The organism is Kitasatospora aureofaciens, assembly GCF_019192735.1.
GTDB lineage: Bacteria > Actinomycetota > Actinomycetes > Streptomycetales > Streptomycetaceae > Kitasatospora > Kitasatospora aureofaciens_A.
Window position 1 is genome coordinate 1 of sequence record NZ_JAHTKP010000091.1, and the last position, 25,034, is coordinate 25,034.

Annotated in this window: 37 protein-coding genes and 1 pseudogene; 23 read left to right on the plus strand and 15 right to left on the minus strand. The window is 71.8% G+C overall.

What is annotated here, in order from left to right; genetic code table 11:
- Positions 1 to 123: 123 nt before the first annotated feature.
- Positions 124 to 519 carry a terpene synthase family protein gene (locus KV557_RS38605; protein WP_218206442.1) on the minus strand — a complete coding sequence of 132 codons (396 nt, stop codon included), beginning with the start codon at positions 517 to 519 and terminating at the stop codon, positions 124 to 126.
- 124 nt (positions 520 to 643) lie between these two features.
- Between KV557_RS38605 and KV557_RS38610 the strand changes: the two genes are divergently transcribed.
- The 3 genes from KV557_RS38610 (at position 644) to KV557_RS38620 (ending at position 2,586) form a co-directional block, all read left to right on the plus strand.
- Positions 644 to 1,063, plus strand: a complete 420-nt coding sequence (locus KV557_RS38610) for a CAP domain-containing protein (RefSeq protein ID WP_218206444.1) — start codon at positions 644 to 646, stop codon at positions 1,061 to 1,063.
- A 555-nt stretch (positions 1,064 to 1,618) separates the two neighbouring features.
- Positions 1,619 to 1,939: a hypothetical protein gene (locus KV557_RS38615; RefSeq protein WP_218206446.1), complete on the plus strand. Its 321-nt coding sequence runs from the start codon at positions 1,619 to 1,621 to the stop codon at positions 1,937 to 1,939.
- A complete protein-coding gene (locus KV557_RS38620) occupies positions 1,939 to 2,586 on the plus strand; it encodes a nucleotidyl transferase AbiEii/AbiGii toxin family protein (RefSeq protein ID WP_218206448.1) in 648 nt (215 codons plus the stop codon). The genes KV557_RS38615 and KV557_RS38620 overlap by 1 nt, the downstream gene beginning before the upstream one ends.
- 54 nt (positions 2,587 to 2,640) lie before the next feature.
- On the opposite strand, the gene KV557_RS38625 is transcribed toward KV557_RS38620, so the two are convergent.
- Positions 2,641 to 3,468: a tyrosine-type recombinase/integrase gene (locus KV557_RS38625; protein WP_218206512.1), complete on the minus strand. Its 828-nt coding sequence runs from the start codon at positions 3,466 to 3,468 to the stop codon at positions 2,641 to 2,643.
- The gene (locus KV557_RS38630) at positions 3,469 to 3,891 is read right to left on the minus strand and encodes a hypothetical protein (RefSeq protein ID WP_218206451.1); all 423 of its coding nucleotides are present in this window, start codon (positions 3,889 to 3,891) and stop codon (positions 3,469 to 3,471) included.
- Positions 3,892 to 4,248: 357 nt separating this feature from the next.
- Here KV557_RS38630 and KV557_RS38635 point away from each other — a divergent pair, with 357 nt between their 5' ends.
- The gene (locus KV557_RS38635; RefSeq protein ID WP_218206453.1) at positions 4,249 to 4,821 is read left to right on the plus strand and encodes a hypothetical protein; all 573 of its coding nucleotides are present in this window, start codon (positions 4,249 to 4,251) and stop codon (positions 4,819 to 4,821) included.
- Between the two features lie 239 nt (positions 4,822 to 5,060).
- On the opposite strand, the pseudogene KV557_RS45070 reads toward KV557_RS38635, so the two are convergent.
- The 3 genes and pseudogenes from KV557_RS45070 to KV557_RS38650 all read right to left on the minus strand — a co-directional run.
- Positions 5,061 to 5,288, minus strand: a pseudogene (locus KV557_RS45070) (transposase); the annotation flags it as partial.
- Between the two features lie 397 nt (positions 5,289 to 5,685).
- Entirely contained in the window at positions 5,686 to 6,585 is a 900-nt protein-coding gene (locus KV557_RS38645) for an oxidoreductase (protein ID WP_308130279.1), read from the minus strand.
- A 345-nt stretch (positions 6,586 to 6,930) separates the two neighbouring features.
- Entirely contained in the window at positions 6,931 to 7,395 is a 465-nt protein-coding gene (locus KV557_RS38650; protein ID WP_218206459.1) for an HAD family hydrolase, read from the minus strand.
- Positions 7,396 to 7,515: 120 nt separating this feature from the next.
- Between KV557_RS38650 and KV557_RS38655 the strand changes: the two genes are divergently transcribed.
- The 9 genes from KV557_RS38655 (at position 7,516) to KV557_RS38695 (ending at position 13,605) form a co-directional block, all read left to right on the plus strand.
- Positions 7,516 to 8,589 carry an SDR family oxidoreductase gene (locus KV557_RS38655; protein WP_218206461.1) on the plus strand — a complete coding sequence of 358 codons (1,074 nt, stop codon included), beginning with the start codon at positions 7,516 to 7,518 and terminating at the stop codon, positions 8,587 to 8,589.
- Positions 8,590 to 8,591: 2 nt separating this feature from the next.
- A complete protein-coding gene (locus tag KV557_RS38660) occupies positions 8,592 to 8,915 on the plus strand; it encodes a plasmid stabilization protein (RefSeq protein ID WP_218206463.1) in 324 nt (107 codons plus the stop codon).
- A 390-nt stretch (positions 8,916 to 9,305) separates the two neighbouring features.
- Positions 9,306 to 9,761 (plus strand): hypothetical protein, encoded by a 456-nt coding sequence (locus tag KV557_RS38665; protein ID WP_218206465.1) that lies wholly within the window; start codon positions 9,306 to 9,308, stop codon positions 9,759 to 9,761.
- Positions 9,758 to 10,048, plus strand: coding sequence for a monovalent cation/H+ antiporter complex subunit F (locus KV557_RS38670; protein ID WP_308130280.1), 291 nt, complete (start codon positions 9,758 to 9,760; stop codon positions 10,046 to 10,048). The genes KV557_RS38665 and KV557_RS38670 overlap by 4 nt, the downstream gene beginning before the upstream one ends.
- A 192-nt stretch (positions 10,049 to 10,240) precedes the next feature.
- The gene (locus tag KV557_RS38675; RefSeq protein ID WP_218206467.1) at positions 10,241 to 10,405 is read left to right on the plus strand and encodes a hypothetical protein; all 165 of its coding nucleotides are present in this window, start codon (positions 10,241 to 10,243) and stop codon (positions 10,403 to 10,405) included.
- Positions 10,402 to 10,692 carry a Na(+)/H(+) antiporter subunit B gene (locus KV557_RS38680; RefSeq protein WP_218206470.1) on the plus strand — a complete coding sequence of 97 codons (291 nt, stop codon included), beginning with the start codon at positions 10,402 to 10,404 and terminating at the stop codon, positions 10,690 to 10,692. Before KV557_RS38675 ends, KV557_RS38680 begins: the two co-directional genes overlap by 4 nt.
- The gene (locus KV557_RS38685) at positions 10,689 to 11,441 is read left to right on the plus strand and encodes an MnhB domain-containing protein (RefSeq protein ID WP_218206472.1); all 753 of its coding nucleotides are present in this window, start codon (positions 10,689 to 10,691) and stop codon (positions 11,439 to 11,441) included. The genes KV557_RS38680 and KV557_RS38685 overlap by 4 nt, the downstream gene beginning before the upstream one ends.
- Entirely contained in the window at positions 11,441 to 11,788 is a 348-nt protein-coding gene (locus KV557_RS38690; protein WP_218206473.1) for a sodium:proton antiporter, read from the plus strand. The genes KV557_RS38685 and KV557_RS38690 overlap by 1 nt, the downstream gene beginning before the upstream one ends.
- A gap of 2 nt (positions 11,789 to 11,790) precedes the next feature.
- Positions 11,791 to 13,605 carry a complex I subunit 5 family protein gene (locus tag KV557_RS38695; protein WP_218206476.1) on the plus strand — a complete coding sequence of 605 codons (1,815 nt, stop codon included), beginning with the start codon at positions 11,791 to 11,793 and terminating at the stop codon, positions 13,603 to 13,605.
- Positions 13,606 to 13,619: 14 nt separating this feature from the next.
- Here the strand turns inward: KV557_RS38695 and KV557_RS38700 are convergent, their stop codons facing one another.
- Positions 13,620 to 13,991 (minus strand): low affinity iron permease family protein, encoded by a 372-nt coding sequence (locus tag KV557_RS38700; protein WP_218206478.1) that lies wholly within the window; start codon positions 13,989 to 13,991, stop codon positions 13,620 to 13,622.
- Positions 13,992 to 14,092: 101 nt separating this feature from the next.
- Positions 14,093 to 14,446, minus strand: a complete 354-nt coding sequence (locus KV557_RS38705; RefSeq protein WP_218206480.1) for a hypothetical protein — start codon at positions 14,444 to 14,446, stop codon at positions 14,093 to 14,095.
- A 132-nt stretch (positions 14,447 to 14,578) separates the two neighbouring features.
- On the opposite strand from KV557_RS38705, the gene KV557_RS38710 reads away from it, so the two are divergent.
- From KV557_RS38710 to KV557_RS38730, 5 genes are all read left to right on the plus strand, one after another.
- On the plus strand, positions 14,579 to 15,013 hold the full coding sequence (locus KV557_RS38710; protein ID WP_256178588.1) for an ATP-binding protein: 435 nt from the start codon (positions 14,579 to 14,581) through the stop codon (positions 15,011 to 15,013).
- A gap of 131 nt (positions 15,014 to 15,144) precedes the next feature.
- Positions 15,145 to 15,711: an STAS domain-containing protein gene (locus KV557_RS38715; protein WP_218206482.1), complete on the plus strand. Its 567-nt coding sequence runs from the start codon at positions 15,145 to 15,147 to the stop codon at positions 15,709 to 15,711.
- Positions 15,712 to 16,372: 661 nt separating this feature from the next.
- Positions 16,373 to 16,657 carry a hypothetical protein gene (locus tag KV557_RS38720; protein WP_218206484.1) on the plus strand — a complete coding sequence of 95 codons (285 nt, stop codon included), beginning with the start codon at positions 16,373 to 16,375 and terminating at the stop codon, positions 16,655 to 16,657.
- A 48-nt stretch (positions 16,658 to 16,705) separates the two neighbouring features.
- Positions 16,706 to 17,053: a hypothetical protein gene (locus tag KV557_RS38725; RefSeq protein WP_218206486.1), complete on the plus strand. Its 348-nt coding sequence runs from the start codon at positions 16,706 to 16,708 to the stop codon at positions 17,051 to 17,053.
- A gap of 234 nt (positions 17,054 to 17,287) precedes the next feature.
- Positions 17,288 to 17,524 carry a DUF6296 family protein gene (locus tag KV557_RS38730; RefSeq protein ID WP_218206488.1) on the plus strand — a complete coding sequence of 79 codons (237 nt, stop codon included), beginning with the start codon at positions 17,288 to 17,290 and terminating at the stop codon, positions 17,522 to 17,524.
- 225 nt (positions 17,525 to 17,749) lie between these two features.
- On the opposite strand, the gene KV557_RS38735 is transcribed toward KV557_RS38730, so the two are convergent.
- The 6 genes from KV557_RS38735 to KV557_RS38760 form a co-directional block, all read right to left on the minus strand.
- A complete protein-coding gene (locus tag KV557_RS38735) occupies positions 17,750 to 18,181 on the minus strand; it encodes a hypothetical protein (protein WP_218206489.1) in 432 nt (143 codons plus the stop codon).
- 65 nt (positions 18,182 to 18,246) lie between these two features.
- Positions 18,247 to 18,447 (minus strand): hypothetical protein, encoded by a 201-nt coding sequence (locus KV557_RS38740; protein WP_218206491.1) that lies wholly within the window; start codon positions 18,445 to 18,447, stop codon positions 18,247 to 18,249.
- Between the two features lie 472 nt (positions 18,448 to 18,919).
- Entirely contained in the window at positions 18,920 to 19,321 is a 402-nt protein-coding gene (locus tag KV557_RS38745; protein ID WP_218206493.1) for a DUF2267 domain-containing protein, read from the minus strand.
- 52 nt (positions 19,322 to 19,373) lie between these two features.
- Positions 19,374 to 19,778: a DUF2267 domain-containing protein gene (locus tag KV557_RS38750; RefSeq protein ID WP_218206495.1), complete on the minus strand. Its 405-nt coding sequence runs from the start codon at positions 19,776 to 19,778 to the stop codon at positions 19,374 to 19,376.
- Positions 19,775 to 20,128, minus strand: a complete 354-nt coding sequence (locus KV557_RS38755) for an STAS domain-containing protein (RefSeq protein ID WP_218206498.1) — start codon at positions 20,126 to 20,128, stop codon at positions 19,775 to 19,777. Before KV557_RS38755 ends, KV557_RS38750 begins: the two co-directional genes overlap by 4 nt.
- Before the next feature lie 126 nt (positions 20,129 to 20,254).
- The gene (locus tag KV557_RS38760) at positions 20,255 to 20,689 is read right to left on the minus strand and encodes an Hsp20/alpha crystallin family protein (RefSeq protein ID WP_218206500.1); all 435 of its coding nucleotides are present in this window, start codon (positions 20,687 to 20,689) and stop codon (positions 20,255 to 20,257) included.
- A 109-nt stretch (positions 20,690 to 20,798) separates the two neighbouring features.
- Here KV557_RS38760 and KV557_RS38765 point away from each other — a divergent pair, with 109 nt between their 5' ends.
- From KV557_RS38765 to KV557_RS38780, 4 genes are all read left to right on the plus strand, one after another.
- On the plus strand, positions 20,799 to 21,500 hold the full coding sequence (locus KV557_RS38765; protein WP_218206502.1) for a type III effector protein: 702 nt from the start codon (positions 20,799 to 20,801) through the stop codon (positions 21,498 to 21,500).
- The gene (locus tag KV557_RS38770) at positions 21,475 to 21,726 is read left to right on the plus strand and encodes a hypothetical protein (RefSeq protein ID WP_218206503.1); all 252 of its coding nucleotides are present in this window, start codon (positions 21,475 to 21,477) and stop codon (positions 21,724 to 21,726) included. The genes KV557_RS38765 and KV557_RS38770 overlap by 26 nt, the downstream gene beginning before the upstream one ends.
- Before the next feature lie 215 nt (positions 21,727 to 21,941).
- On the plus strand, positions 21,942 to 22,145 hold the full coding sequence (locus KV557_RS38775) for a CsbD family protein (protein ID WP_218206505.1): 204 nt from the start codon (positions 21,942 to 21,944) through the stop codon (positions 22,143 to 22,145).
- 15 nt (positions 22,146 to 22,160) lie between these two features.
- Positions 22,161 to 22,325 carry a hypothetical protein gene (locus KV557_RS38780; RefSeq protein ID WP_218206507.1) on the plus strand — a complete coding sequence of 55 codons (165 nt, stop codon included), beginning with the start codon at positions 22,161 to 22,163 and terminating at the stop codon, positions 22,323 to 22,325.
- A 1,287-nt stretch (positions 22,326 to 23,612) separates the two neighbouring features.
- Here the strand turns inward: KV557_RS38780 and KV557_RS38785 are convergent.
- On the minus strand, positions 23,613 to 23,834 hold the full coding sequence (locus KV557_RS38785) for a hypothetical protein (RefSeq protein WP_218206508.1): 222 nt from the start codon (positions 23,832 to 23,834) through the stop codon (positions 23,613 to 23,615).
- Between the two features lie 966 nt (positions 23,835 to 24,800).
- Here KV557_RS38785 and KV557_RS38790 point away from each other — a divergent pair.
- Positions 24,801 to 25,034: helix-turn-helix domain-containing protein (locus tag KV557_RS38790; RefSeq protein WP_256178597.1), on the plus strand; the 234-nt coding region annotated here is incomplete at its 3' end.

Below are 25,034 nucleotides of genomic sequence, written 5' to 3' on the forward strand. Positions count from 1 at the left end.
CGCACCAGGCTCCGCAAGCACCCCGAGTTCGGGTACCTCACCCCGCTCGAAACCCGAGCCAGGCTGCAGAACGACTTCACCCCCGCAGCGTAAGCATCCGCTGTCCAAGATCAGGGGGGAACTTCAGGAGTAGCGGTCGTTGTCCAGTACGGCGACGGCCATCGCCGCCTCACGCGCGGCGATCACGGGCCGGTCGGCCCACACGGTGGCGGGTAGTTCCAGGCCGGCAATCATCTCGGCCATTGCCACGCCGTTCGCGGATCCGGCAGACAGGACGCGTAGGGCCAGGTAGGTGTTCAGATCCGGGATGATGCCCTGCTCGCGTAGCGCGGCCTCCCAGACGAAGCCGCCCATCCATTCGCGGAAGCTACGGCTGAAGCGGGTCAGCTGCACGGGGGTTGCCCAGCTGTGGATCTCGCGGGCGATGTCGGCCCAGGCGATCGCGAGCGGCAGGTCGCCGAGCAGGTGTGCGTCGGGGGCCTCCGCCACCGCGACGAGGCGGCCCAGTGCCAAGGCCACCAACGGGGTTACCACCACCGGTGGTTCGGGGGCTCAGCCCTTGAAGCCGTCCAGCACCACCAGCGGGGGTCCAGGGACTCAGCCCTCGCAGCCGTCCGGCGGTCCGCCGGCGAACGCCCCGACGGTGACCGGCACCTGGCCGGCCTCGCAGTCCGTCGCCGACGCCGAGGCGATCTCCCTGCAACTGATCAACAAGGAGCGGTCCATGGCCGGCGTGCCGGCGCTGAAGCCCGCGGCGGACCTGGCCGCCTTCGCCGCCCAGTGGGCGCAACACATGCGCGAGACCGGCTTCGCTCACTCCGCCAACGCCTCCGGCGCCGGGCCCATGCTCACACCAAGTCGCACCCTCACCGGCGAGTGCATCGTGATGTGGAGCGACGCGTCGATGACCGCCGAGCAGGCCGCAGTGCAGTTCCAGGACATGTGGCGCAACCATCCCCCGCACTACCAGGCCCAGATCAACCCTCAGTACACCGAGATAGGAGTCGGCATGTACCACGACTCGAGCGGTTGGTGGGGAGTGCACGAGTTCGGCAACGGATGATCTCGCCGCTGAGGCGATCAGTGCGATCGAGTTCAGGCTCGGCGAGCCGTGACGATGGACAGCGGCATTGAAAGATCGTCCCAGGTGCTGCCAGGGCCACTGCTCTGATCGGGAATCTGCAGGTCATCCCTGAAGGGGCGGGGCCGGTCAAGTCCTTCGAGGGCGGGTTCTTCGGGCTTTCGGCCGGTTGCGGGCATGCGTGGGCAAGGCGTCCCGCGGGTCAAGGCGGAGCGCCCGCAGGCGAAGCCGAGGACGAACGGCCTTGAGGCCGGGCGCCGGCTCGCGACGATGTCGGTGCCGGAAGGCCCCTCGTGGTTGGGGTGTGCGGTGCTCCAGGGGTGCGGTGTCGGTGGATACGCCGTCTCCAGGTTCCGGGCGGGTGCCGGAGAGCAGGCCGCGGGCGTCGTGCCGGGGCTGCCAGAGACAGCGACCAGCACGCTCTTGGCTTGCCCGCACCCGGTCACGCTGAGGCGGGGCGAGCGTGCCACGTGTTCCGGTCCGGCCGCGATCGGCGATCCGCCATTGCTGCGGCCGGTCGTGCGGCAGACTGGGGGCATGAGTAGGTATGCCGTGGCCAAGCCGTATGCGCTGCCGGTCTCGCTCGGCCTGTTGGCCGGGCCGACGACCGGCACTGTCGTGCTGCCGCGGCACATCGACTGGGGCCCGCACTATGCCTACGACCTGGCGGATCATGCCGACCTCGTGCTGATGTACGAGAGGGTGATCCGGGAGGCTCAGACCCCCGATGACCTCCACGTCTACGTGGATCGGGACACGTTGCTGAGGGTCTGGCCTGACCTGTTCCTGCCTCGGGAGGCTCGCGCTGCCTGGCAGGCGCGATTCCCCGAGCTAGGGCCGTCGGCGGTTGCCGCGTAGTGGACGAGCTGCACCGGCGCCTGATCAGGATCGGGCTGGACGCCCTCGCCGAGGACTACGGCTACGCCCTCGCGGGCGGCTATGCCGTCCAGGCGCACCGCATCGTGGACCGGCTCAGCGACGATGTCGACCTGTTCGCGCCGATCGACCGAGCGGCGAAGGAGATGCCGGCCGCCGTCGCGCGGGCTGCCGCGGCGTACGCGGCCGCAGGCTATTCGGTCGAGATCGCGCAGCAGGTGCCTACCTACGCCCGCATGAACGTCACCGACCCGGCCACGGGATTCCAGAGCAAGGTCGAGCTGGTAGCCGAGTTCCTCCACCACCCGCCGGTGGACTCCGACCTCGGACCGGTCCTGCACCGCGACGATGTCGCCGCGGGCAAGACCGGCGCGCTGTTCAGTCGAGCGGAGGTCCGCGATGCCATCGACGTCGACGGGCTCCTCAAGGCTGGCTATTCCCGTGGCCGCCTGATCGAGCTCGCCGCCCAGAACGACGCGGGATTCGACGAGCGGATGTTTGCCGACGCGCTGCGGCGCGTTGCCCGTTACAGCGACAAGCAGTTCGCCGCCTACGGGCTTGACTCCACTGCGGCCGCCGCGATCCGCGAGCAGTTCGCCGACTGGCACCAGGAACTCACCCGACCGTAGGGCGCGACCGCGGTGCGGAGAGCCTCACCCATGAGGGCCAGCCACATCCCGGGCCTATGCCGCCATCGGGGGTGCGCTCTCGATGACGGGAGTGGTGCTCCGGTGGTCGGCATCTGCCTTGTTCAGGGCGTCGCCGAGGGCGTTGACGGCTTGGTCGGCGGAGTTTTTGAAGAGGTGGCCGTAGAGGTTGATGGTGGTGGCGAGGGTGGCGTGGCGCAGGGTCTTGGAGACGATGGCGAGGGGGATGCCCATGGCGATGATGATGCTGGCGGCGGTGTGTCTGAGGTCGTGAAGGCCGATGCGGGGCAGGTCGATCTCGGTGGTGCGCTTGCGGAGTTGGTCGAGGACCCACTGGGGTCGCAGCGGTGAGCCGTCGCCGCGGGAGAAGACGAGTCCTTCGAGGCGGCCGTCGGGCTGGGCTGCCATCTGGATGGCGGCCTGGCGGTGGAGGGTGGCCATGACCCTGGGGGAGAGGCTGATCCAGGCGCGGCTGGCGGGTGTCTTGGGCTGGCCGAGGTGCAGCTTGCCGTTGTTGACGGCGGCCAGGGTCCAGCGGACGAAGAGCTTGCGGTCCATGGGGTGGACGTCGGACCAGTGCAGGGCAAGGATCTCGCCGCGGCGCATGCCGGTGCCGAGCATGACCTCGAACAGGTCGGTGAGCTGGTCGGCGTACTGCTCGGCACTGTGGCGCAGGAACGTGGCGGCCTGCTCTGGTGTCCAGCAGGTGCGCTCCTCTGCGCGGGGCTTGGGCGGGACGGAGTGCTTGGCGGGGTTGTAGCGCAGGCGCCAGGAGCGAACGGCGGCGTTCGGCGCGTTGCGCAGGGTGGAGACGGCCCGGTAGACGGTGACGCTGCCACGCTTGGCCTCCAGTTGGGCGGTGATTCAGTCGTCGATGTGCTTGGCGCGCAGGTCGAGGAGCCGGTGGTGGCCGAAGGCGGGGATGAGGTCGCGTTCGACGCAGGCCTTGTAGCCGGCGTAGGTGTTCGGCGCGAGGTTCGGCTTCTTGATGGTGAGCCATTCGCGCAGGTAGCTGGCGACGGTGGTGCGGCGGTTCTCGTAGACGCCGCGCAGCTCGCCGTCCAGCACCGCCGCCATCTCGCGGGCGGCCTCGGCGCGGCTGGCGAACCCGCTCCGGCGGCGGACGCGGCGTCGGCCGTCCTCGGGGGCGAGGTCGACGGCGTAGGTCCAGGTTCCGTGCTTCGCGTCCTCCAGCAGTCGCATGCACCAGGGGCCGAGCTGCTTCTTGTTCTCGTCCTGGCAGCCGCATCGCCGGTAGACCCTGCCGCGCTTCGTGCGCTGTCCCATGTTGGCTCCTCCTTGGACTGGGTGGTTACTGGTCCAAGGTTCGCCGGGCGGCTGGGGGTGTCGGCAGAGCGTGCGGAGCGGGGCGCGAGGCACGGCGGGACCGACTGGGCAGGACACGCTCAAGAAGACACACCGCCCGGAAGATCACGATCCGTAGCCGATGGGTAAGCGACCATGATCTGCCCGCACTGGCCGGCTCGGCGAGCCGGTGTGTGCTGCGGTGACCGGGGCTGCCAGGCGCTCGTGAAGGCTCCTGCTGAATGGGCGTCAGATTCCCGTTACTGGGCGTAACTGGCGACGGATGGCGGCCCTGGGGACCACTTGGGGACCACACGCGATGAGCGCTCATGAGCGCCCGTGGGTCATCTGAACATCGGCCACGGTCTCCAGGGTGGAGGCCACCACGAGGAGGCGGTGCGGCTCCTCACCGAGGCCGAGAACGTCGCCAGCGCGGCCGGGGAGCGCCACGAGAAGGCCTCCGCGCTCGCTGGCAAGGCGCTCTCGCTGGTGGAACTCGGGCGCGTCAAGGAGGCCCTGAGGGCGCTCACCCGGGCCGCACAACTGTTCGCCGAGACCGGCGACCGCTACAGCAAGGCCTGCGTACTGATCAATCGGAGCGTCGTGATGATGCGTTCCGTCGCCACCGCCAAGAAGGCCGTTGCTCTGCTCGCACAGGCCGTGGAGATCCTCACGGCCGAAGAGGCCTCCCACGACCTCGCGACCGCCCGCGCGAACCTCTCACTGGCCCTGGCCTCGACGGGCCGCTTCGAGGGCGCGACGGCCGAGGCGGCGAGGGCCGTAGAGACGCTCCGGGCCGCTGGCGACGATGTCGCCGCGGCCATCATGGAGGCGGACCTCCGGTCCCGGCTCCGGGAGGCGAAGACGTCCCGCCCGCTCGCGCCGCGTCGATCGTCGCCGGCCCGCCGCTGAACCCAGGCAGGCGACGACAGATCAGGCCACCCGCCGACAGCTTCGAGCGGGGCCGGGGTGGCAGGCGACGGCCCCCGCCTGCACTTTCGGACGATCCGTCACAGGTGTTGCCCTGAAGCTTGTTGCAGAAGTCCGGGTCTGGGCAGGTCTGCTGGTTCACGTGGTTCGGGCGAGGTTGTGCATGTGGGCGACGGCCTGCACCGCGTGGACGCTGTTGGTTAATTCCGCCCCGCTGGATCTCATCCAGCGGGGCGGATCGATGCGAATGGCGAGACGCGGGTCTTGGCGAGTGCTCTGCCGCTGAGCCAGGCATCGATGCGGGCGAAGTTGACGGCAGCACCAGTGAGGTGGTGCTGCAACCTGGTCTTGGAGAGGCGGTAGCGGGATCTGCGCAGGCCGAACGCCTGGACTCCCTGCGAGATGGTGCCTTCGACGCCGGCTCGGTGTCCGTAGCGGCGGCGCCAGCGGTCGGCTGTTCGAGACGAGTGTCTGAAGGATGTCGTACTCGGTTCTCGGCCGCAGGGTCAGATTACGGCCGGTCTCGGCACTGGTGCAGGAGGTACGCAGTTCGCAGGGATTGCAGTGGCGGGCGGCGAACCGGACCCTGGTGACCGGGGTGTCCCACTGGCTGCGGGCTTCCCCCAGTGGACGCTGGTCCGGCCTCCCGGACAGGTGGCCTGGCGTTGGTTCCAATCGATGATGAAGCGGGTGTTGTCGAAGACGTCCCTGGTCGCCTGTCCCTTTACGAAGGTGGACTGGACCGGGCCGACCAGCTCGATGTCGTGGTCCCGGCGGGCGTGGTGGATCTGTTCGGCGTCGACGTATCCGGCATCCACCAGGTGCTCGTCCGGCAGCAGGCCCCTTCTAGGCCAGCGCCTCCAGGCGGTCCAGGTCGGCCTGGGACAGCTGCAGTGCGCTGGCGGCGATGTTCTCGGTCAGGTGGCGGGGGTCGGACGTGCCTGGGATTGCCAGAACGTTCGGCCCGCGGTGCAGCGTCCAGGCCAGCCGGACCTGCGCGGGGGTTGCGCCGTGTGCTTGCGCGACCGCGTGGAGCCGGTCGTCGTGGGTGTCGGCGGCGGGTGCCTCGCGGCGCTGGCCAGAGATGGCGAAGAACGGCACGAAGGCGATTCCCTGCCGGCGGCAGCTGTCCAACAGGCCGCTGGTGTCCGCGATCCGCCGGTCCAGGCCGTACGAGTTCTGCACGCAGACCACGGGCGCGATGGCCTGGGCCTCGGCGAGATGTTCGGGCGTGACGCCGGACAGCCCAAGGTGGCGGATGAGCCCGGCCTCCTGCAGCTCGGCCAGCGCGCCGAAGTGCTCGGTAATCGACACGCCGCCGGTCCAGCGCAGGTTGACGACGTCGAGGTGGTTCCGGCCGAGCTGGCGAAGGTTCTCCTCAACCTGCCCGCGCAGCTGCTCGGGCCTGGCCATGGGCAGCCACTCGCCTGACGGGTCCCGCCCCGGTCCGACCTTGGTGACGATGACCAGATCGTCCGGGTAGGGCGCCAACGCCCGGTTGATCAGCTCGTTGGCGGAGCGCAACGGTGAGAAGTAGAACGCGGCGGTGTCGATGTGGTTCACCCCGCGGTCGACCGCGCTCCGTAGAATCCCGATTGCGAGCTCGCGGTCGATCGGGACGCCGTCGGAATTCCCTCTCATCCCGTTGCCGGTCAGCCGCATCGCGCCGAACCCGAGCCGGTTCACCTCCAGGTCGCCGAGCTTCCACGTACCCGCAGCCGCTGCGGTGACCGTCGCTGATTCCACCGTGACCCACTCCCATGGTTGTCTGTCGCACTGCCTGCCGCGGTCAGGCGCTGGTTCTTGCCCACCGGTCGACCGTTGCGGCCGCCATCGGGTTCGATCCGGGAGTATGGGGTGGCGACTGCCGCGGTGAGAAGGCATACACGGTCAGCGAAAGGTCACACCGAATACGGGAACTCATCGCCGGCGAAAAGCCGTTGGAAGAGCCGTATGGATTCACCGGCGCCCTGACTCCTGGACGTCCGTTCCTCAAGTGGATCAAGGCCATGCAATGATCGCGTCCCATGGCTCGGGGAGATCTGACTGACACCCAGTGGGCGACGCTGGAGCCGCTACTGCCACGGGGCATCAAGGCCGGACGGCCGCCGGTGCACACCAAGAGGTCGGGGGCGGGCTTGCTGGCCTCGACGTCGCCGGCGCTGGTGGCATGGTCGATCGTGTCGTCGGCGTCCAGCACGCGTGCATCACCTGAAGGTCGCGCGCTGAGGCGGAGGAGGCGAGGGTGATCGTCCAGCCGCGCCGTTTCAGTTCCCGCAGCAGGCCGCCAGCGCTGTCGAAGGCGCGCAGGCGCGGCCAGAAGCGGGCGAAGAGCGCCTGGTGCGCCGCGCTGATCGCCTCATCCTGGTCGCGGTCGTGGTCCTCACCCAGCAGGTGGTCGAGGAGCTGGTCGCCGCCCATGCCGATCGCCCCGTGGATGCGGGCCGTCGCCGGAGTGTGGCCGAACTGGCCGAGCGCCTCGGTCCAGGCGACAGTGTGCCAGTAGCTGGTGTCGAGCAGTGTGCCGTCGACATCGAACAGTGCTGCGGCCGGCATCGAGGCCTCCTTCGTTCACGCCCTGGGTATGTCCACCCTGCCGACGCTGCGGTCCGACGATCGGCCACGCATGCGGTGCGAGGCCGTTTGCCGCGCCGATTCCGGGAAAGCCGCACGAGCATGGAACCTGTGGAACCCGCATGCCGCACCATCGTCATCACCGGGGCCAGCGGTGGCATCGGGCGTGCCTGCGCGGTGGCGTTCGCCGCCCGTGGGGACCGGCTGGCGCTGATCGCCCGCGGCCACGCAGGCCTGGAGGGCGCGGTGCGCGAGGCCGAGGAAGCGGGGGCTGCCATGGTCGTCGCCATCGAGGCGGACGTTTCCGACGCGCAGGCGGTGGAGGCCGCCGCCGAACGGGCCGAGGAAGAACTCGGGCCGATCGACGTGTGGGTCAACGACGCGTTCGCCTCCGTCTTCGCCCCGTTCACCGAGATCACCCCGGAGGAGTTCCGGCGCGTCACCGAGGTCACCTATCTCGGCTACGTGTACGCCACCCGGGCCGCTCTGGCCCGGATGCTGCCCCGCGACCGTGGGGTGATCGTCCAGGTCGGCTCGGCGATCGCCTACCGCGGCATCCCGCTGCAGAGCGCCTACAGCGGCGCCAAGCACGCCATCCAGGGCTTCAACGAGGCACTGCGCTGCGAACTGCTCGCCTCCGGCACGCGGGTGCGGACCACGATGGTGCAGATGCCGGCCGTCAACACCCCGCAGTTCGACTGGGTCCGCTCCCGATTGCCCGACCGGGCGCAGCCGGTGCCGCCGATCTACCAGCCCGAGGTCGCCGCCCGCGCCGTGCTGTACGCGGCCCACCACCCCGGGCGGCGCGAATACTGGGTCGGCGGCAGCACGGTGGCCACCCTGGTGGCGAACGTCGCGCCCGGGCTGCTGGACCGCTACCTGGCCCGCACGGGCTTCGGCTCCCAGCAGGAAGACCGCCGGCGCCGCGCCACAGACCCGGACAACCTGTTCGAGCCGGTTGATGCCCGGCGGGACTTCGGGGCGCACGGCCGGTTCGACGACCGGGCCCGGGACCGCAGCGCGCAGCAGCAGGTGGCGCACGCCTTCGGCGCCCTCGCCGACGCGGGGCGTCGCGCGGCCGGACGGGTGCAAGCCGGTTTGCCCGGCGCTGGCGGCGGGTTCCTCTCACGGATGCGGGGAACACGCGGCCCGCAGTTGTCGGACAGGAGTGTCTGATCATGCCTCGCGGATCGAATCCCAAGCGGGAGCGGCAGTACGAGCACATCAAGGACAGCGCGCTGGAGCGCGGTGAGAGCGAGAAGCGCGCCAAGGAGATCGCCGCGCGCACCGTGAACAAGGAGAGGGCCCGGCACGGGGAGTCGAAGACCGCCAGCCGCAGCTCGGTGAAGGACATCTCGTCCTCCCGCCGAGGTGGTCTGCGTTCGCACAGCGGCTCGCAGGGCCCCACGTACGAGCAGTTGTACAACGAGGCCAAGCAGCGCAACGTCCACGGACGCTCGAAGATGAACAAGAAGGAACTCGAACACGCCCTGGGCCGATAGGAGTTGGTGACCGTGGGTACCGTTCCCGTACCGCCCGACCCCGACACCAACCCCCTGCCGCCGACCGAGCCCCCGCGGCCGCCGGGCCCGCCGGAGCCCGTTCGGCCGCCCGGTCCGCCGGAGCCGGTCGAGCCCCCGGTGCCGCCGGATCCGCCCGCGCCTCCCGGCTCGCCCGAGCCTCCGCCCGAACCGCCCGCCCCGCCTGGCCCGCGTGAGCCGACGGAGCCTGCTCCGCCGGAACCCGGGCACCCCCGCCCGCCGGAGCCTCCCGACTGACCCGGAGCCCGTGGCACGGCTGGGCCCTGGATGGCGTGTGGAGGCGCCGCCTGCGTCGCGGTGTCGCCAGGCGGCCGGCAATCGAACAACGGCCTGGGGACGACAGGAGGTCCGGTGCTTGCCCGGCTGGTGGAGATCGGGGTGTGGGGTGCGGTGCTGACCGGGCTGACGGTGGTCTTCATCAGCTCCGTGTCGCCCGTCGAAATGGTGGTGGCCTGCGTGAGCGCACTCGGTGGGGCGTTCGCGGCCCGCAGGATGCGCCTGGCCGCCGGCGTCCACGTCGAAGGAGGTCGTGGCGCGGTGCGCGCACTCCTTGCCCTGCCGGGCTCGGTCGTGCGCGGTCTGGCCGTGCTGACGGTCGCGATGGCCCCCGATCACGCGGGTGGGAGCGTTCGGCGCATTCGGCTGCGGCCGGGGGCGGGTGCCGGATGGGCCGGCACGCTGCTCGCCGCCTCCCCGGACACCTGCGTGATCGACGTCCCGAACGATGACGAGGTCATCGTGCACGCCCTGCGCCCGAACGCGGGGCCGGTCGAAGAGGCCGTGGCCCGCACGGACGGCGCGCAGTGAAGGCCTGGACAGCGGCGGCCCTGGTTCTGCTCGCCGTCCCGGCGCCGGCGTGCCTGTGGGTCGCGGCGCGCGGCACCGCTGTGCGCCGCCTGATCGGGGCGTCGATGCTGTCGACCGTGGCCGGCGCGGTGTTCCTGCTACTCCCGATGGCATACGACCGGTCCTCCTACCAGGACCTCGCACTGATGCTGGCCGTCCTGGCCCCCGCCGGCACCCTCGTCTTCGCCCGCTTCGTCACCGGCCACCGCCACGACGCTCACCCGCACGATTCCACGCCCGAGACCTGACGAGACCACGCCCGCCCGGCCAGGTGGACCGGGCACGCGGGAAGGAGTTCGGATTGACGCCACGCCACGTGATCGTCCTCGTCCTGCTGTGGGCCGGTGTGGGGTGCGTGCTGCTGTCCGCCGCTGCGGTGCTGCGGCTGCACGGAACGCTGATGCGCCTGCACGCCCTCGCGCCGGCATCGGTGGCCGGGGGTGCCGCTGATCGCCGCGGCCGTGGCCCTCGACCAGGGACTCGGCAGGGGCGCGGCCAAGACGCTGTTCATCGGCCTGGTCTTCGCCGTCGGCGGGACGGTCACCACGATCGCCGTCGGCCGCGCCACCCGCCAGGCCGAGGCCCAAGACGGGAGCAAGGGGTGAACCAGTGGCTGATCGGTGCCGCCGTCGCCTTCGTCGTCCTCGCCGCCACCACGGCGGTCCTCACCCGTGAACCGGCCCGCCAGGCGGTCGTCCTGTCCGTACTCGGTCTCGGCCTCGCGGTGCTGTTCGCGGTGCTGCAGGCGCCCGACGTGGCTCTCTCCCAGCTCGCCGTGGGCACCGCGCTGACCCCGTTGCTGATCCTGCTGACCGTGCGCAAGGTCACCCGCCGCCCCACCCGCCCCGACGACCACCCCGCCACCGGCGACGACGGGCAGGACCAGAAGTGACGGCCCGTGCCCGGCTGGCCGTGTTCCTGGCAGCGGCCGCCGTGATCGCCGCATTCTTCACGGCCGAGTGCACTGACCTGCCGCCGTTCGGGACGGACAGCCACCCGTACGGGGAGCGGGCGGTGGCGGCGGCTCTGGACCGGCGCACCGCCAACGTCGTCTCCTCCGTCAACTTCGACATCCGCGCCTTCGACACCCTCGGCGAGGAGCCGATCCTCTTCGGTACGGTCCTCGGGGCGACCCTGCTGCTGCGCCAGGCCCGTGACGAACGCCACCGCCGCGCCGAAGCGGAACGCGTCATGCCCACCACCCGCCTGTTCGGCGCGCTGCTGCTGCCCGTCACCCTCGTCGTGGGCGTGTACATCGTCGCGCACGGCCAGCTCAGCCCCGGCGGGGGCTTCCAGGGAGGCGTCGTCCTGGCCACCGCCCTCCACCTGGCCTACGTCGCCGCCGACTACCGCGCCTTGAAGAAGCTGCGCCCGCTGGCCGTCCTCGACGTCGCTGACTCGCTCGCCGCCGCGTCCTACAGCCTCATCGGCCTGGCCGGACTGATCGCCGGCGGCGCGTTCCTCAAGAACGTGCTGCCGCTGGGCACCTTCAACACCATCACCTCCGGCGGTACCGTCCCGGTCCTCAACGCCGCGGTCGGCGTCGAGGTCGCCTGCGGCCTGATCGCCCTGCTCGCCCACTTCCTCGACCAGACCATCGAACGCACCGACCCCGACCAGCAGAGATACGGAGACACCTGATGGGAACGTGGGTCTTCCTGGCCGCCGGATGGGTCCTGCTCATCGCCCTGTACGGCCTGGTCACCAGCCGCAACCTCATCCACGCCATCGGCTGCCTGGCCGTCGCCCAGTCCTCCACCTACCTCCTGCTCCTCGCCGTCGGCTACCGCCGCGAAGCGACCGCCCCCGTCTACTCCGACCTCACCCCCGGCACCCGCCCCGTCGTCGACCCCGTCGTGCAGGCCCTCGCCCTGACCGACGTGGTCGTCGGCGCGACCGTCACCGCGCTGCTGCTCGCCCTCACCATCCAGCTGCGCAAACGCCACCACACCGTCGACCCGCAGGCCCTCATCGGCCTCAAGGGCTGACCGTGACCGAAGCAGCCCTGCTGCCGCTCGCGGTGGCCGTCCCCCTGCTCGGCGCGGCGCTGCTCGCCGTCGCGGGCCGGATCCTGCCCCGGACCGGCTGCGACATCCTGGCCACAGGCTGCGCCGGCGCGGAGGTGGTCTGTCTTGTCCTGCTGTGGACACACAACAGCGGGCGCCTTGCGACCGCGGACCTGGGCGGCTGGCCCGCGCGTCTCGGCATCGTGCTGGCCGCCGATCCGATCGGCGCCGGACTGGCGCTGTTGGTCGCGGTCCTGGTGCCAGTCGTCGTCTACTCGTGGCGGTTCTTCGAGGAACCCACAGGCGAGCATGCCGGCGCTTTCCCTGCCTTGATCCTGCTGTTCGAGGCCGGCATGGCCGGCTTCGCGCTCACCGGCGACCTGTTCAACGCCTTCGTCTTCTTCGAACTCATGGGGGCCGCCGCCTACGCCCTGACCGGCTACCGCATCGAGGACCCCCGCCCCCTCCACGGGGCGATCACCTTCGGCATCGTCACCTCCTTCGCCGCCTACTGCTCCCTGCTCGGCATCGGCCTCCTCTACGCCCGCACCGGCGAGCTGAACCTCGCCCGCCTCGGCCAGCAGCTGGCCTCCCACCACACCGATCTGCTGACCGCCGGCGCGTTCGTCCTCATCGCCACCGCTCTGCTGGTCAAGGCCGCCGCTGTGCCGTTCCACTTCTGGCTCCCCGACGCCCACGCCGTGGCCCCCACCCCGGTGTGCATGCTGATGTCCGGGGCCATGGTCGAACTCGGCGTCTACGGCATCGCCCGCATCTACTGGACCGTCTTCTCCGGCCCCGGCGGCATCCCCCACCAGGCCTTCCACACCACCTTCACCGCCCTCGGCCTTCTCACCGCCCTGCTCGGGGCCCTGATGTGCTGGCAGCAGCGCCACCTCAAGCGCCTGCTCGCGTTCTCCACCATCAGCCACGTCGGCCTGTTCCTCATCGCTGTCGCCCTGCTCACCCCCGACGGCGCCACCGGCACCGCGGTGTACGTCGCCGCGCACGGCCTGGTGAAGGCCGCGCTGTTCGCCCTCACCGGCGTCCTGCTGGACCGCTACGGGAGCGTCGACGAGCACGGCCTGCACGGCAAAGCGCGTGACCTGCGCACAGTCGGCGTGCTGTTCGTGGTCGGTGCCCTGGCCCTGGCCGGGATGCCGCCGTTCGGTACGGGCCTCGGCAAAGCCCTGAGCGAGGACGCCGCCGGCCGGTGGCAGCCGTGGCTGCCCGCCGTGTTCGTCGGCGCCTCCGCCGTCACCGGCGCCGCAGTACTGCGCGCGGGCCTGCGGATCTTCTGGGGCGCAGGCCCCGCCCTGCGCAGTCGACCGGACGAGGACGAGACCACCGGCGAGGGCGAGGAACCCGAGATCCGTTCCCCCCAGCGCACCCCGCCGCGCGCCATGACGATCGTCCCGGCCGTCCTGCTCGGCCTCGCCGTGCTCGTCGGTTCCCTGCCCGCCATCGCCGCAGCCCTCGCCCGCGGGGCGGCCGTCTTCACCGACCCCGCCGGCTACACCGCGGCCGTCCTCACCCACCCCAGCACACCGCCCGGGCCCATGCCGGCCGGCGACTGGACCGCAACCGGGGTGCTGCTCGGCCTACTGTCCACCAGCATCGCCGCAGCCCTGGCCACTGCCGCCGTGCGCAAGCCATCACCCACACTGCCCGCCCACCACCCAGCCGCCCGGCTCGTGAGAGCGCTGCGCCGCTCGCACTCCGGACACCTCGGCGACTACCTCGCCTGGCTCGCACTCGGGGTCGCAGCGCTGTGCATCGCGATCGCCGCCCAGACCTGAACCACCCGGCCGTCCTACAACCGCTCCTCCATCCGGATCGCGGCCTTGAGGTCCTCATGGGCCTGCCGGCGCTGGCCTTCCTGCTGCTCCAGCATTGCCCGGGCGATCGCATCGAGCTTGCGCTGGACGGCATGCTCGGCCCGCCGCTCGGAGTTCTTCAGCATCGCCAGCAGCAACAGCGTCACCGCGCCCAACGCATCGCCCACCAGGAGCTGCCACTCGATCGGCAGCCCGGCCACGTGCACCGCGACGACCGCCCCCACCAGGCACAGGCACAGCACCGCGAACAGCGGCGAACTGGTGAAGTTCGACGCCAGCTCCGCGAACTCCTCGAACCGCCCGCGCCGACCGTCGTCACGCTTACACGCCGGATGCTGGAACGTCATGCCACACCTCTCCGCCTAAAGGCCGGCCGCCGTCCTCGTGTCCCGGACGCGTTGCTGCCGTTGAGCCGGCCCGCTGGAGCGGCCAGCGGTGACGCCTTGGATCAGAGCGCGGGGACCGGTACGGGGCCGATGCCCCTGTTCTCGGACTCGTCCGGCCTGGGCGGCCGGACAGGCTCGGCGACGGTATCCGTGTCGGTGGCGGTGTCCGCCGCGGTGGTGCGGCAGATGCTGCAGGTGTGCCAGCGCGGCCGGTCCTCGGCGGCGCGGTGGGGGGCGAGGATCATGCCCGCTGTGTCCAGGCCGCACAGGGTGAGCGGGCCGCAGGCGCCCGACGGCTCCGCAGGGGCGGTGTGCGCGCGGCGTGCCGCCCGGTCGGGGTTGGCCGGGGTGGGGTCGGGTTGCAGGACGCGGACGTTGCTCGGGGTGTCCGGTTCCAGCACGACGACGATCTCCATCCCCCCACCCTGACCGCAAAGCTCGCGTGCCGCACGCGCACGGTGGCATCCGGGCCGGCCGGGCGCGTGTTGCCCCGGGTACAGCGGGCAGGCGCGTGTTGTCCGAGAACACCCACGTTTCGGGAACACGCCATGGGAGCCGCCTGCGACCCCGGCCGCCGGCTGTGTCTGTCCTTTCCTCCGGAGCAGGACGCCGCAGTCCGCCGCGGGCGGGAGTTCACCCGCCGGGCCCTGGCCGAGTGGCACCTGTGCGCCCCGCGTTCCCGAGCGACGCCCCTCCTCGCCGAGGACGTTCTCCTGGTGACCGCCGAACTCCTGGCCAACGCCTGTCTTCACGGCGGCGGCCCGCGCGAGCTGGTAGTCGAACACCTTCCCGGCGTGGTGCGGGTGGCCGTCAGCGACGCCAGCCCCGCCCTTCCCCGCCGCCGCCGCATCGAGGCCGGCCAGCCGGGCGGATACGGGCTTCTGGCCGTGGAGCGCATCGCCGTCTGCTGGGGCACCACCGTGGACGCCAGCGGCAAGACGGTGTGGGCGGAGCTGCTCACCACCCGGCCGCGGTGGTGCTGAACGGCGGGACCGCCCCGCTGCCGCGCCGAAACGCCCCGGTGCGGGCCCGGCTGGCCACGTCCTAGAGTGGTCATGCCGCGGGGCGGCATCGGGAACGGAGCGGTCCGATCGACGACACCGGTGTTCTCGACGTGAGCGTCCGGGACAGTCTCGCGGGTCCGGTCCTGGGGTGTGCGGGGGAGCTCGACCTGGACCAGGTCCCGGTCCTGAACGCGGTCCTGCACCGCGTCCTGGCCGTCCGGCCGGTGCCGCCGATGCTGCTGCTGGACCTGCACGAGGTGACGTTCATGGACTCGGCCGGACTGAACGCGCTGCTGCTGGCCCGGATCCAGGCACACCGCCAGGGCACCGTCGTGCACCTGGCCCGGCCCTCGGAACGGGTGGCGGGCTGCTGGAGATCACCGGGTCCGACCGGGTGTTTCCCGTCGATCCGGACGTACCCCCGCCCCGGCAGGCTCGTTGAAACCACCGGGCGCACCGAGCGGGGCGCGCCCGGCCGCTCTCGTCCCGGCGTTCCGGCACACCCCCATGCCGAACCGTGGGACGAAGCGGTTGAGGGTGGCCGGGAGCGAGGCAGAACCCCGGCCGCCCGCACCATCAGCCCACGCGGACGGCACCTCGAACCCCCGAAAGCCGCAGGTGGCGGACCTCACCGCGCCACCGGTCCCGCCCCGCTGCCCGCCTCGTACGGTCGATGAGGACCAGGACCACGAGCACGAACGGGGGCACACCGGTGGATCACCCCGGCGAAGAAACCCAGACGACGACCTGCACCCGGTGCGGGGCCCTGGCCGAGTTGCACTCCCTACCGCTTGCGCGTCTGCCCGGGCCGGCTCTGCCACACGCGACCCCCGGCCCGAGGCGCCCGCCCGCCTCGCAGCGCTCCTGGAGCCCGGGCCCTACCACTCTGCCCCGTGCCCGGCCACCGGCGCAGCCCACCAGGCCCACCAGGCCAGCCGGGCCGGCTGCGTTCCGCGTGCCCACGCCCCGGCGTCTCTCCCGGCCGCGCCCGCGCCGCCGTGGCGCCCGCCTGCCCGTTCACGCCGTCGCCGCCGTTCTCGTGTCCCCGGGCTGTCGCGGTCGTTGAACCCGGGGGAGTGCCCAGACCGAGGCGCGTCCCGGTGCCCGCCGTCACACCGCCCGGCTCCACACCCCCACGGCACCAGGCCCGGTACGGCGCCGCTGTCCGGGCCGGCCGAAGCGCCACCTCGGCCAGCCCGGACAGGCCTTCGCGCGCCGCCGAGACCGCGAAGGCCTCCGTCCGTGCCGCAGCGCCCGACCGGGGCGACCCGTTGCCGAGACCCGCGGTTTCGTGTCGTGGCACGCACGGCCGCCACCAGGCACGGCATGCTGTCCGCCATGACGAGCCCGGGCCCCCGCCGCAGCCGGCGCCACTCACGCGCCAAGTCCCTGGGCGTGCCGCTGACCGCCCTTGCCGAGCAGCGCCCCCACGCCGTCCCCGTCCAGCCCGGCCCGGCCGCACCGGCACCGGCACATCCGTACGGCGCCATCTGCTGTCGCATCCGTAGCGAACGCACCCTCGGCCTCGGCGGCACCGTCTTCATGATCCATCGCCACCAGCCCGCCTGCCCGAGGTGGACATCCCCGGCGCCGCAGACACCCGTATCCCAGGCGAACGCGTGAGCGGGGCGGCCGCTCCCTGGGACCTGGGCGTGCGATTGCGCGCCGACTATGCACTGCGACGGTGGGCCGGATCTTTTTGACGCGTGGCGCCCGCTCGCCCTGGAGGTGGTCGAGGCGCTGCTGTTGGCCGGCCTGCCGGTCTTCGACAGCGAGGCCGCCGCGGACGGCGTGGAAAGCGGCGTCGAACTCTTCGTCCAGGAGGAACCCGGCCAGCCGGTGCTGCGGCTGGTGTGGCGCCAGCACCCGGCGGTGCAGCGCTCGGGCGAACCGTGGCACGGCGTCCAGAGCACCATGCACCATGCCCTGCGCGAGGTCCTGGCCGCGCACGGCCACTCCGTGCGCGCCGATGTCCCGCACAACGCGCCGACCGTCCTGCCCGCAGAACGGACACTGTGACTGCCGTCCCGCGCTCCCGGCGTGCGGCGTACGGTGGGGGGCAGGCGGCCAGACGCCGATGCGCGCCCCGAGAACCCGCCGCCCCCCTTGCGGGGTGTGCGGGCCCGCAGGTGTGGCGGCCCGCCGAGGTGAGCATGGCCAAAGGGCGCGAGGCCCGGGCCTGGACAGCCGGGCGTGTACCCGGGCAGGCCGGAGGCAGTGCCCGGGCGCCCGAGCCCACGAGAGGTGGTGGCCATGTCCGTTCACCGGCGTTACGCGGTGACGCTGCCCGGACCTGTCGGCGCGCACGCCCGGCCCACGGTGCTCCTGGTGCACCTGAGCGAAGACGTCGCCCCGGGCGGCGGCCACGTCTGGACGGACGCCTCCGGCCAGTGGCGGATGCGGATTGACGGCGAGGTGGCGACCGTACTGTCCGCGCCCGCCGCATACGACGGCCGCCACCCCTGCCTGGACGCCGTCCCGATGCCCTGAGCGGGCGACCCCTGCGGGCAAGGCAGCAGTGTCTGGCCCCGCCCGTCGCGCCGGGCTCCGGCGGCCCGTCCGGGCTGTCGCCGCCGTTCTCCTGTCCCGGGCCGCGTCCGGTCGTTGAACCCGGCAGCGTCCCGGCCGGGACGTATCACGCGCGTCCGAAGTTCCACGCGACCACCTTGCCCGCGACCTCGCCGGCGCCGAGGGCGGTCGGCTTGTGGCCGGCAGTCAGGCGTGGGTGTGGGGGACGGGCTTTCCGGTAACGGTGTCGGTCAGGGCCCGGGTACCGAGGGGCTGGTGCAGGACGACTTTGAGCTGGGCGATCCCTCCGTCCTCGCAGCCGATGTCCGGGCCGGAGGCGTCGCGGCGTTTGAGCAGCAGCGTGACCTGATCGTTCGTCTCCCGAACCATCAGGTCGGGTCTGTAGTCGCAGCCGTTCCAGGCGACGTCCATCGTGATCGTGCGGTCGTCCGCCGCGACGGCGGTGTTCCTGGTGGAAGGGTCTTCGAGCGCAATGCGGCCCAGGACGGATGCGTCGCGTCTCTTGTAGGGGAGCGGATAGTCGGACTCGTCGCCCCACGCGGCGTAGCACGCCGCGATCCCGATCCCGACCATCCCTACCGCGGCTATCCAGCGTTTGTCGCGTGCCGTCAGTTCCATGCCCCCGGCCTCCCCGTGTCGTGGATCAGGGTAGGCCTTGCCCGGACGGTGATGCCGCGGGCGGGTCAGTGGGTGGCCTCGACGGCGATGTCGACGAGCTGGAGGATGGCGTGGCCCCAGGCGGTGGTGGCGATCAGGACGCCGAAGACGACGGCGGTGAAGACGGTGAACGCCTCGTCGACGCGGCTGCGGGCATGGGTGGTGCGTCGCAGGCGGACGACGATGATGATCGCGAGGAATACCGTCACGCTGATCGTGTACTGCACTGCCCGTCCCCGAAGCGCTTGTTGACTCTGTGTGAGGTTCGGGTTACCCGTGTCCCGATGTCATCCGGATGAGCATGCCAGAGCGGCCGACACACCGTGGCGGTTTGGTGAAAACAGACGGGCTCGAACGGCCGCTCGCCGGTCCGCGCTCCGGTGGGTTGGCGGGGTGCGCAGGTTCGCGTGTGGTGCGGCGGACGAGGCCGTCGGCATCTTCCGGCGCGGCCGGTGGTTCCGGCCCGGACAGCAGCCCGCGACATCCCGCCCCCGGTCCGGTCGGTCCGTCGGCGGCCGGCGTTGGTCCAGCGGGCGCGACACCCGGCTGGCTCCGCAGCACGGCCGCGCCCGCGCTCGGGTCACCCGGGGAGTGGTGCCGAGCCCTGGCCTTGGAAGCGGGCCGTCGTGCAGGTCCCGGCCGACGAGGTGGGCCGGTCGATTGGGCATGCGCGGTCGCCGCCACGTCATGGTTGGCGGTTCAGGCGGCGGTTGGGGTGAGGTCGGCGCGGCCGAAGAGCAGCGCCCAGCCGTGGGGCAGTTGGTGAAGGATGCGGTCGGTGAGGTGGTCGCCGGCGAGGTCGGTGAGGGCGGCCAGGACAGTGGAGGTGTCCCAGCGGGCTGCGGCGAGGGTGGTGCCGAGGGCGTCGGCGACGGCTTCGACGAAGGCGGGGGCCGAGACCGGTTGGGGCAGGGGGATCTGGGAGGCGAATACGGCGCGCGCCCGCTCGGGGAGTGTGGCGGCGAGGTCGCAGCGTTCGTCGCCGGTGAGCTGGGAGCCGAGCAGCGCCAGGACGGCGGCGAGGGCGCGTTCGGCTTCGTCGTCGCTCGGGTAGCGGCCGAGGGTGCGGACCTGCTGGATCAGGTGGCGGTGCCGGGTCATGGCGGTGGCCTTCCGGGCGTGGGCCGCCGCGCCGGGGCGGCCGTGATGGGGGTCAGGGGCGTTGGCCGGCGGCGGGGCGGCCGAAGAGCACGTCGTAGCCGGGCGGCAGTTGGAGCAGGACCTGCTCCATGAGCTGGTCGCCGGCGGCGTCGGCGACGGTGGACAGGACGGCGCCGATGTCCCACAAGGCGGTGGTTTCGGCGGCGCCTTCGATCCAGGCGGCGGTGGCGCGCACGAACCGTTCGGGGCTGAGCGGTTCGGTGGCCTGCAGCGGGTTGAGCAGGACCAGGGCGAGCGTCTCGGGCAGGCGGGCCGCGAGGTCCGAGCGCACTGCGCCGACCAGGTGCGCGCCGAGCAGGGCCAGGACGACGCGCGCGCAGTGTTCGGCTTCCTGGGGCGTGTCGTATTCGCCGCGTTCCCGGACCTGGTCCAGGAACGCCTCCCAGCGCAGTGTCATCGCGGGTTCCTCCCTCCGGTCGGCGGCGGATGCCGGGTCTGGGCCGTGCGGCCGGGCGGGCGGGGCGCTGGGGCCAGCCAGGTCGTCGGGCCGGTCAGTTTGAGGAGCCGGGCCACCGGGCGGGTGATACCGCGCAGGGCCAGGCGCGCCCCGTTCCGGTCGGCCTGGTTGCGGGCCTCCAGCAGGACGTTCAGGCCCGAGCAGTCCATGAACGTCACCTGTGACAGGTCGAGCACCACCTGCCGGTGGTCCGCCAGCGCGCGGGACAGCTCGCGACGAAGGTCCGAGGCGGAGTCGAGGTCGATCTCGCCGCACACCCTCACCGTGAACGATGGCGCCGGGGTGGTCATTGGGCGGCTCGCTGTCCGTTGGGCCCGCGGGTCGCGGGCGTGTCCGGAAGGTCAGGCCGGGGCCGGCGTGTCCCGTGCCGCGCCGCCGTGGGGATTGCGGGCGGCACGGGACGGCTCGGGGAGAGGTCAGGCCTGGATCTGCTTGCGGCCGTCGCCGTGGGCGATGGCGATCTTGCGGGGCTTGGCCTTCTCGGCGACCGGGATTTTCAGGGTCAGCACGCCGGCGTCGTAGTCGGCGGTGATCCCCTCCGGGTCGAGGGTGTCGGAGAGCATGACCTGCCGGGAGAACACACCGAGCGGGCGCTCGGACAGCTCCCACTTCACGTCGTCACCCTGCCGGTGCGGACGACGCTCGGCCTTGACGGTCACCATGTTCCGCTCGACATCGATGTCGATCGCGTCCGGGGCCACCCCCGGCAGGTCGAAGCAGATCACGTACTCGTCACCGGCGCGGTAGGCGTCCAGTGGCATCGGGGTCGGCCGCGACCAGGTACCGGTCGTGTTGAGGAACTGCTGGGTCAGCCGATCGAGCTCGCGGAACGGGTCAGTGCGCAGCAGCATCGCGAAACACCTCCATTGATCGTTGGGTGCCAGTGCGCTTCACCTGACACCGTTGTAGCACGTCATCCATCCAATGACAAACTCCTAGTGTCGTCCGTAGAATGACTGCATGAGCACGAAGCCCCCGAAGCCCGCAGCCAGGCCCGAGCCGGTCTCCTTCCTCGCCGCCGCCGCAGCGCTCGCCCTCATCGACGACGCCGTGCGCACGGCCCGGGAACCCGGCCGTCCCGCAGACAAAGACGCACAAGAAGGCGGTGCCGAGCAGGCGCTGGCCGCCCTCGTGCTGCTGCGGGAGCTGCGTACCCAGCTCGCCGGATGGGAGGCCCCAATGGTCGAGGCCGCCCGCGCCGCAGGCGCCACCTGGGCCGACCTCGCCCAGCCCATGGGCGTCGCCAGCCGCCAGGCCGCCGAGAACCGCTACCTGCGCCTGCGCCCCGCCAGCGCCACCGCCACCACCGGCACCACTGCCACCACCGGCACCACTGCCACCGGCGCGGAGCGGGTCAAGGCCGTGCGCGACCGCCGCGCCGCCGACCGCGCCGTCGACGCCTGGGCCCGCGACCACGCCGCCGACCTGCGCGTCCTGGCCGCCCGGATCACCGCCGCCCCCGGCCACACCCCCGAAGCCGGGCCCGCCCTGGACGCACTCACCACCGCCCTCGGCGCCACCGACCCGGCCGACCTCATAGCGCCCCTGACCGGTATGCGCCTCCACCTCGGCGACGCCCATCCCGACCTCGCCGCCCGCCTCGACGACCTCACCGACCGCACCGACCGCCTCCGCCATGACAGTGACCAACGACGCGCCTGACCCCCCGGCCCAGGACCGATGGCAGCACATCGAGGACCGCCTCGCCGCCATCGAGCTGCGGATCCGCGAGCAGAGCACCGCGGCCCTCACCGTCCTTGACATCCACTTGGCCCGTCTCGACGCCCTGCGTCGCCAGCTCGCCACCCAGCCATGGCCCCCGCAGGGCCCCGACACCCCCGGCAGCCCGGCCCGCCACCCGTGCCCGTCCGCGGGAGAGGCTCGTTGAACCGGGCGCCTGCCCGCGGTCAGCGGGCCGGCGGTACGCGGCGCGAATCCCCCGGCCCGCGTACCGCCGCGCGCCGCCGTCCGGCCTCACAGGCGGTCCCCTCAGGACGGCCCGCGCCTCGTCAGCCATGCCGCGAGCATAAGATCCCCAAAACCGGGCAAAGATGGACGATCAGACAGTGGGATTCGCGCACTACCGGATGGACGGAGCAACCGATGGGTGACCTGTCGAACAAGGCGCAGAACGTGACCGGCAAGGCCAAGGAGAAGGTCGGGGACCTGACCGGTGACCAGGAGCTGAAGGGCGAGGGGCAGGCCGACCAGGCGGAGTCGAAGCTCAAGCAGGCCGCCGCGGACGTCAAGGACGGCGTGCGCGACGTCGCCGACCGTGTGAAGGGCGCCCTGAAGCGCGACAAGTGAGAAGGCGGAACCGCAATGGCACTGTTCCTGTTCATCGTCCTGATCGCCGTGGTGTTCGGCTTCGTAGGCGCCCTCGTGAAGGGCCTGCTGTGGCTGCTCGTGATCGGGATCGTCCTGTTCCTCGCAGCCCTGGTACTCGGCGGCATGCGTCTGGGCAGCCGGCGCTCCGGGCGCAGGTAGGTAGGCGGGCCATGTGCCGTGACGCAGCCCTCGGCCCCCTGAAGGCCAGGGCTGTACCCGGCGAGGCGGGCCGTGTGGCCGGGGCTACTCCTCTGTAGGCCCCGGCCACACTGCGGCCGACGAGCGGCGCGGCAGGGACCCACGGGTGTGCCTGCCCGCGGGCCGGCGTTCAGGACAGCGGGATGGCGTGCAGACACGTGCGGCCCGCGCCGCAGACCACGTCCAGTGGCCGGGCCATCCCCTCCCTGTTCTCCACCCGGAACGTGCTGTTCTCGTCCGCGATACGGGGATGCCGTCGGCGCTGGTCCCGCCGGTGGCGTGGACGGGGACGTGCGGTGGGCCGTGCCGAGCGGCGGTGCCGGGCAGGATGACCGTGTACCACCGCGTTTCCGTCGCCGTGTCACCCGGTCCCGGCCGGGGTGCCGCCGTGCGCGGCGCGCACGCTCGACCGGATGACGAACAGCTCGTCGTGCCGGTGACCTCCAGCGGCTGACGCGCCTGCGCCTTCGGACCCGCCAGCAGCAGGGCGACGCCACCTGCCCGGGCGGCCAGGCGGGCGCTCAGGGCATTGAGGCAGTTGGAGTCAACCGGTCTCCTCCAGGCGCCTGACCGTCCACAGCCCGGGCAAACCCCGCCGCGTGTTGCCCGGCCCCCCGCCGTGGGCTTCGGCCACACTGGCCGACAACCTGGTCACCGGCACCGAGGAGCGTGCCGATCAGCAAGAAGGCCCGCCCCCGCAAGATCACTATCACGGCCAAGGCCTAACGCGAGGCCATCTCCGCCTGACCCCGGCGGCGCGGCTTGGACGTTCATTCCCAGTCCCCTGCCGCGCCGACCGGTTGCCCGCGCCCGGCCGGGTGTCGCTCGCCGACAGCGGCAAGCTCCCTGGGTGCGAGCGGACCCCGTTCGTACGGGCCCGGACCTACCCCCCTCTGTCCGGGCCCGTACGGCGGGCTGCCCGTGGGGTGCCCGGCGTGGTCCACCGCCGGCGGCCCTCGCCCGGGTGCGGTGGCGCGCGCGGCCTTACGTAGGCGCGCACGGTTGCCCCATGGGGATCGTGGTTCTGCTGGAGCTGGCTGAGCCGTTGGGCGCACGCATCCTGGGGGCGGGCGGTGATCCGGTGGACGTCCTGTCGGTGCGCCGGGTCCACGCCGCCCTCTCGGATCCGGACGCCCCCCGGCGCCCGGGGCCGCGGACCGCGTGCGGAATGGGCACCGGCGCGATGGTGGTCGAGCGGTGGAGCCCGCCCGGGCCTTCTCATCCGGGAGCGCAGCGGGCCGACTGGGCCTATCGGGCCCCCGGCGGGCTGTCATCGTCGTGGGGGGTGTCGATGGCATCGCGCAGGGCGGGCAGGTCCGTGATGGCGGCCTGCTCGGCGAAGCGGGCCAGAAGCCGGCGGAGGACCCTCTCGTCCCGGTCGCGCACTGCTTCGCCTATGGCCGCCGCCAGCGACGCCTGGGTATGGGGGTCGGGGGTGCGCAGCTGTCGCGCGGCCTGCGGCCTTTCCACCGCTCGCCTCCCGTTCATTCGTGGTCCTGGCCGCGGGACGCGGCGTCCTCCGCCCTGGGGCGGCTGCGGCGACCGGTCGCCCCACTCCGTGCGGGGCGAAGATTACCTCCCCAACCGGCACCGAAAAATCTATGTCAGCCAGAGTAGACATTGCCGCGCACCGCGGTTAGTGTTTCTCTCGTAGACGAGATCAGCGGTACCCGCCAGACACGAACTGGCGGGCAGCAGTACAGGAGTTCGCAGGTCGGAACGGTTGCAGGGTCCTGAAGCCAGGGATGTAGCAGTACGGCGACAGGACCGGCGGCCGGGCCGGGCGGCCCGCAGGTATCAGGGGCCGTCGCACAGCGGTACCCGCAGTTCGGTAAGCGCAGTACCAGCAGTCGAAGTACGCGGTATCCCGGTGAAGGCGCCCAGACTGCGGGCGCGCGCTGGGAGTCCGGCAGTGGGGTTCCAAGCCGAGTGGTTGAGCAGGACGGGCAACGGGGCTGGCTGCCGGACCCGGTGGACCGCAGGACCACCACAGCAGTACCGAGTGGTTGGCACTACCACGCAGTTCGAAGTACAAGCAGTTCCGCAGTACCGAGCAGTACCCGTGTGAGCAGTACCAAGCAGTTCCGCAGTACCAGGACAGTACAGAGGATGAACGGAGGGGACAGAGCGCCATCAGGATCGCCCGGCCCGTGAGGAAGTCGCCCGGGCGGAATCCGAAGACCCCAAGGCAAGGACGGTGGTTTCCGGTCACGCATACGCGATCCCTGCACGCCCCCTCCCCCGGGGCAGTGCGGATATAAGGAAGCCGGCCACAAGGCCGGCAGATGGTGTAAAACCCTTCGGGGCCCCGGGAGCCGCAATGGCCCCGGGGCCCCTCGACGCGTTCTCCTCGAGAACCAGAGAGGTGCAGTGACTACAACGGCCAGCCCCGACACACCCGACAAGCTCGACGACGACGACTACCCCGCCTACACCATGGGCCGCGCCGCCGAGATGACCGGCACCACCCCCGGCTTCCTACGAGCCCTCGGCGAACACCGCCTCATCACCCCCCTACGCTCCGACGGCGGCCACCGCCGCTACTCCCGCTACCAACTGCGCATCGCCATGCGCGCCCGCGACCTCGTCGACCAGGGCACCCCCATCGAAGCCGCCTGCCGCATCGTCATCCTCGAAGACCAACTCGAAGAAGCCCTGCGCATCAACGAA

Bases quoted from the DNA above. Each gene is read 5' to 3' on its own strand.
- KV557_RS38615 (WP_218206446.1), top strand. From the start codon at position 1,619: ATGAGTAGGTATGCCGTGGCCAAGCCGTATGCGCTGCCGGTCTCGCTC.
- KV557_RS38630 (WP_218206451.1), bottom strand. From the start codon at position 3,891: ATGGGACAGCGCACGAAGCGCGGCAGGGTCTACCGGCGATGCGGCTGC.
- KV557_RS38650 (WP_218206459.1), bottom strand. From the start codon at position 7,395: ATGCCGGCCGCAGCACTGTTCGATGTCGACGGCACACTGCTCGACACC.
- KV557_RS38655 (WP_218206461.1), top strand. From the start codon at position 7,516: ATGGAACCTGTGGAACCCGCATGCCGCACCATCGTCATCACCGGGGCC.
- KV557_RS38660 (WP_218206463.1), top strand. From the start codon at position 8,592: ATGCCTCGCGGATCGAATCCCAAGCGGGAGCGGCAGTACGAGCACATC.
- KV557_RS38690 (WP_218206473.1), top strand. From the start codon at position 11,441: ATGGGAACGTGGGTCTTCCTGGCCGCCGGATGGGTCCTGCTCATCGCC.
- KV557_RS38700 (WP_218206478.1), bottom strand. From the start codon at position 13,991: ATGACGTTCCAGCATCCGGCGTGTAAGCGTGACGACGGTCGGCGCGGG.
- KV557_RS38705 (WP_218206480.1), bottom strand. From the start codon at position 14,446: ATGGAGATCGTCGTCGTGCTGGAACCGGACACCCCGAGCAACGTCCGC.
- KV557_RS38710 (WP_256178588.1), top strand. From the start codon at position 14,579: ATGGGAGCCGCCTGCGACCCCGGCCGCCGGCTGTGTCTGTCCTTTCCT.
- KV557_RS38720 (WP_218206484.1), top strand. From the start codon at position 16,373: ATGACGAGCCCGGGCCCCCGCCGCAGCCGGCGCCACTCACGCGCCAAG.
- KV557_RS38725 (WP_218206486.1), top strand. From the start codon at position 16,706: ATGCACTGCGACGGTGGGCCGGATCTTTTTGACGCGTGGCGCCCGCTC.
- KV557_RS38730 (WP_218206488.1), top strand. From the start codon at position 17,288: ATGTCCGTTCACCGGCGTTACGCGGTGACGCTGCCCGGACCTGTCGGC.
- KV557_RS38735 (WP_218206489.1), bottom strand. From the start codon at position 18,181: ATGGAACTGACGGCACGCGACAAACGCTGGATAGCCGCGGTAGGGATG.
- KV557_RS38745 (WP_218206493.1), bottom strand. From the start codon at position 19,321: ATGACCCGGCACCGCCACCTGATCCAGCAGGTCCGCACCCTCGGCCGC.
- KV557_RS38750 (WP_218206495.1), bottom strand. From the start codon at position 19,778: ATGACACTGCGCTGGGAGGCGTTCCTGGACCAGGTCCGGGAACGCGGC.
- KV557_RS38755 (WP_218206498.1), bottom strand. From the start codon at position 20,128: ATGACCACCCCGGCGCCATCGTTCACGGTGAGGGTGTGCGGCGAGATC.
- KV557_RS38760 (WP_218206500.1), bottom strand. From the start codon at position 20,689: ATGCTGCTGCGCACTGACCCGTTCCGCGAGCTCGATCGGCTGACCCAG.
- KV557_RS38765 (WP_218206502.1), top strand. From the start codon at position 20,799: ATGAGCACGAAGCCCCCGAAGCCCGCAGCCAGGCCCGAGCCGGTCTCC.
- KV557_RS38770 (WP_218206503.1), top strand. From the start codon at position 21,475: ATGACAGTGACCAACGACGCGCCTGACCCCCCGGCCCAGGACCGATGG.
- KV557_RS38775 (WP_218206505.1), top strand. From the start codon at position 21,942: ATGGGTGACCTGTCGAACAAGGCGCAGAACGTGACCGGCAAGGCCAAG.
- KV557_RS38780 (WP_218206507.1), top strand. From the start codon at position 22,161: ATGGCACTGTTCCTGTTCATCGTCCTGATCGCCGTGGTGTTCGGCTTC.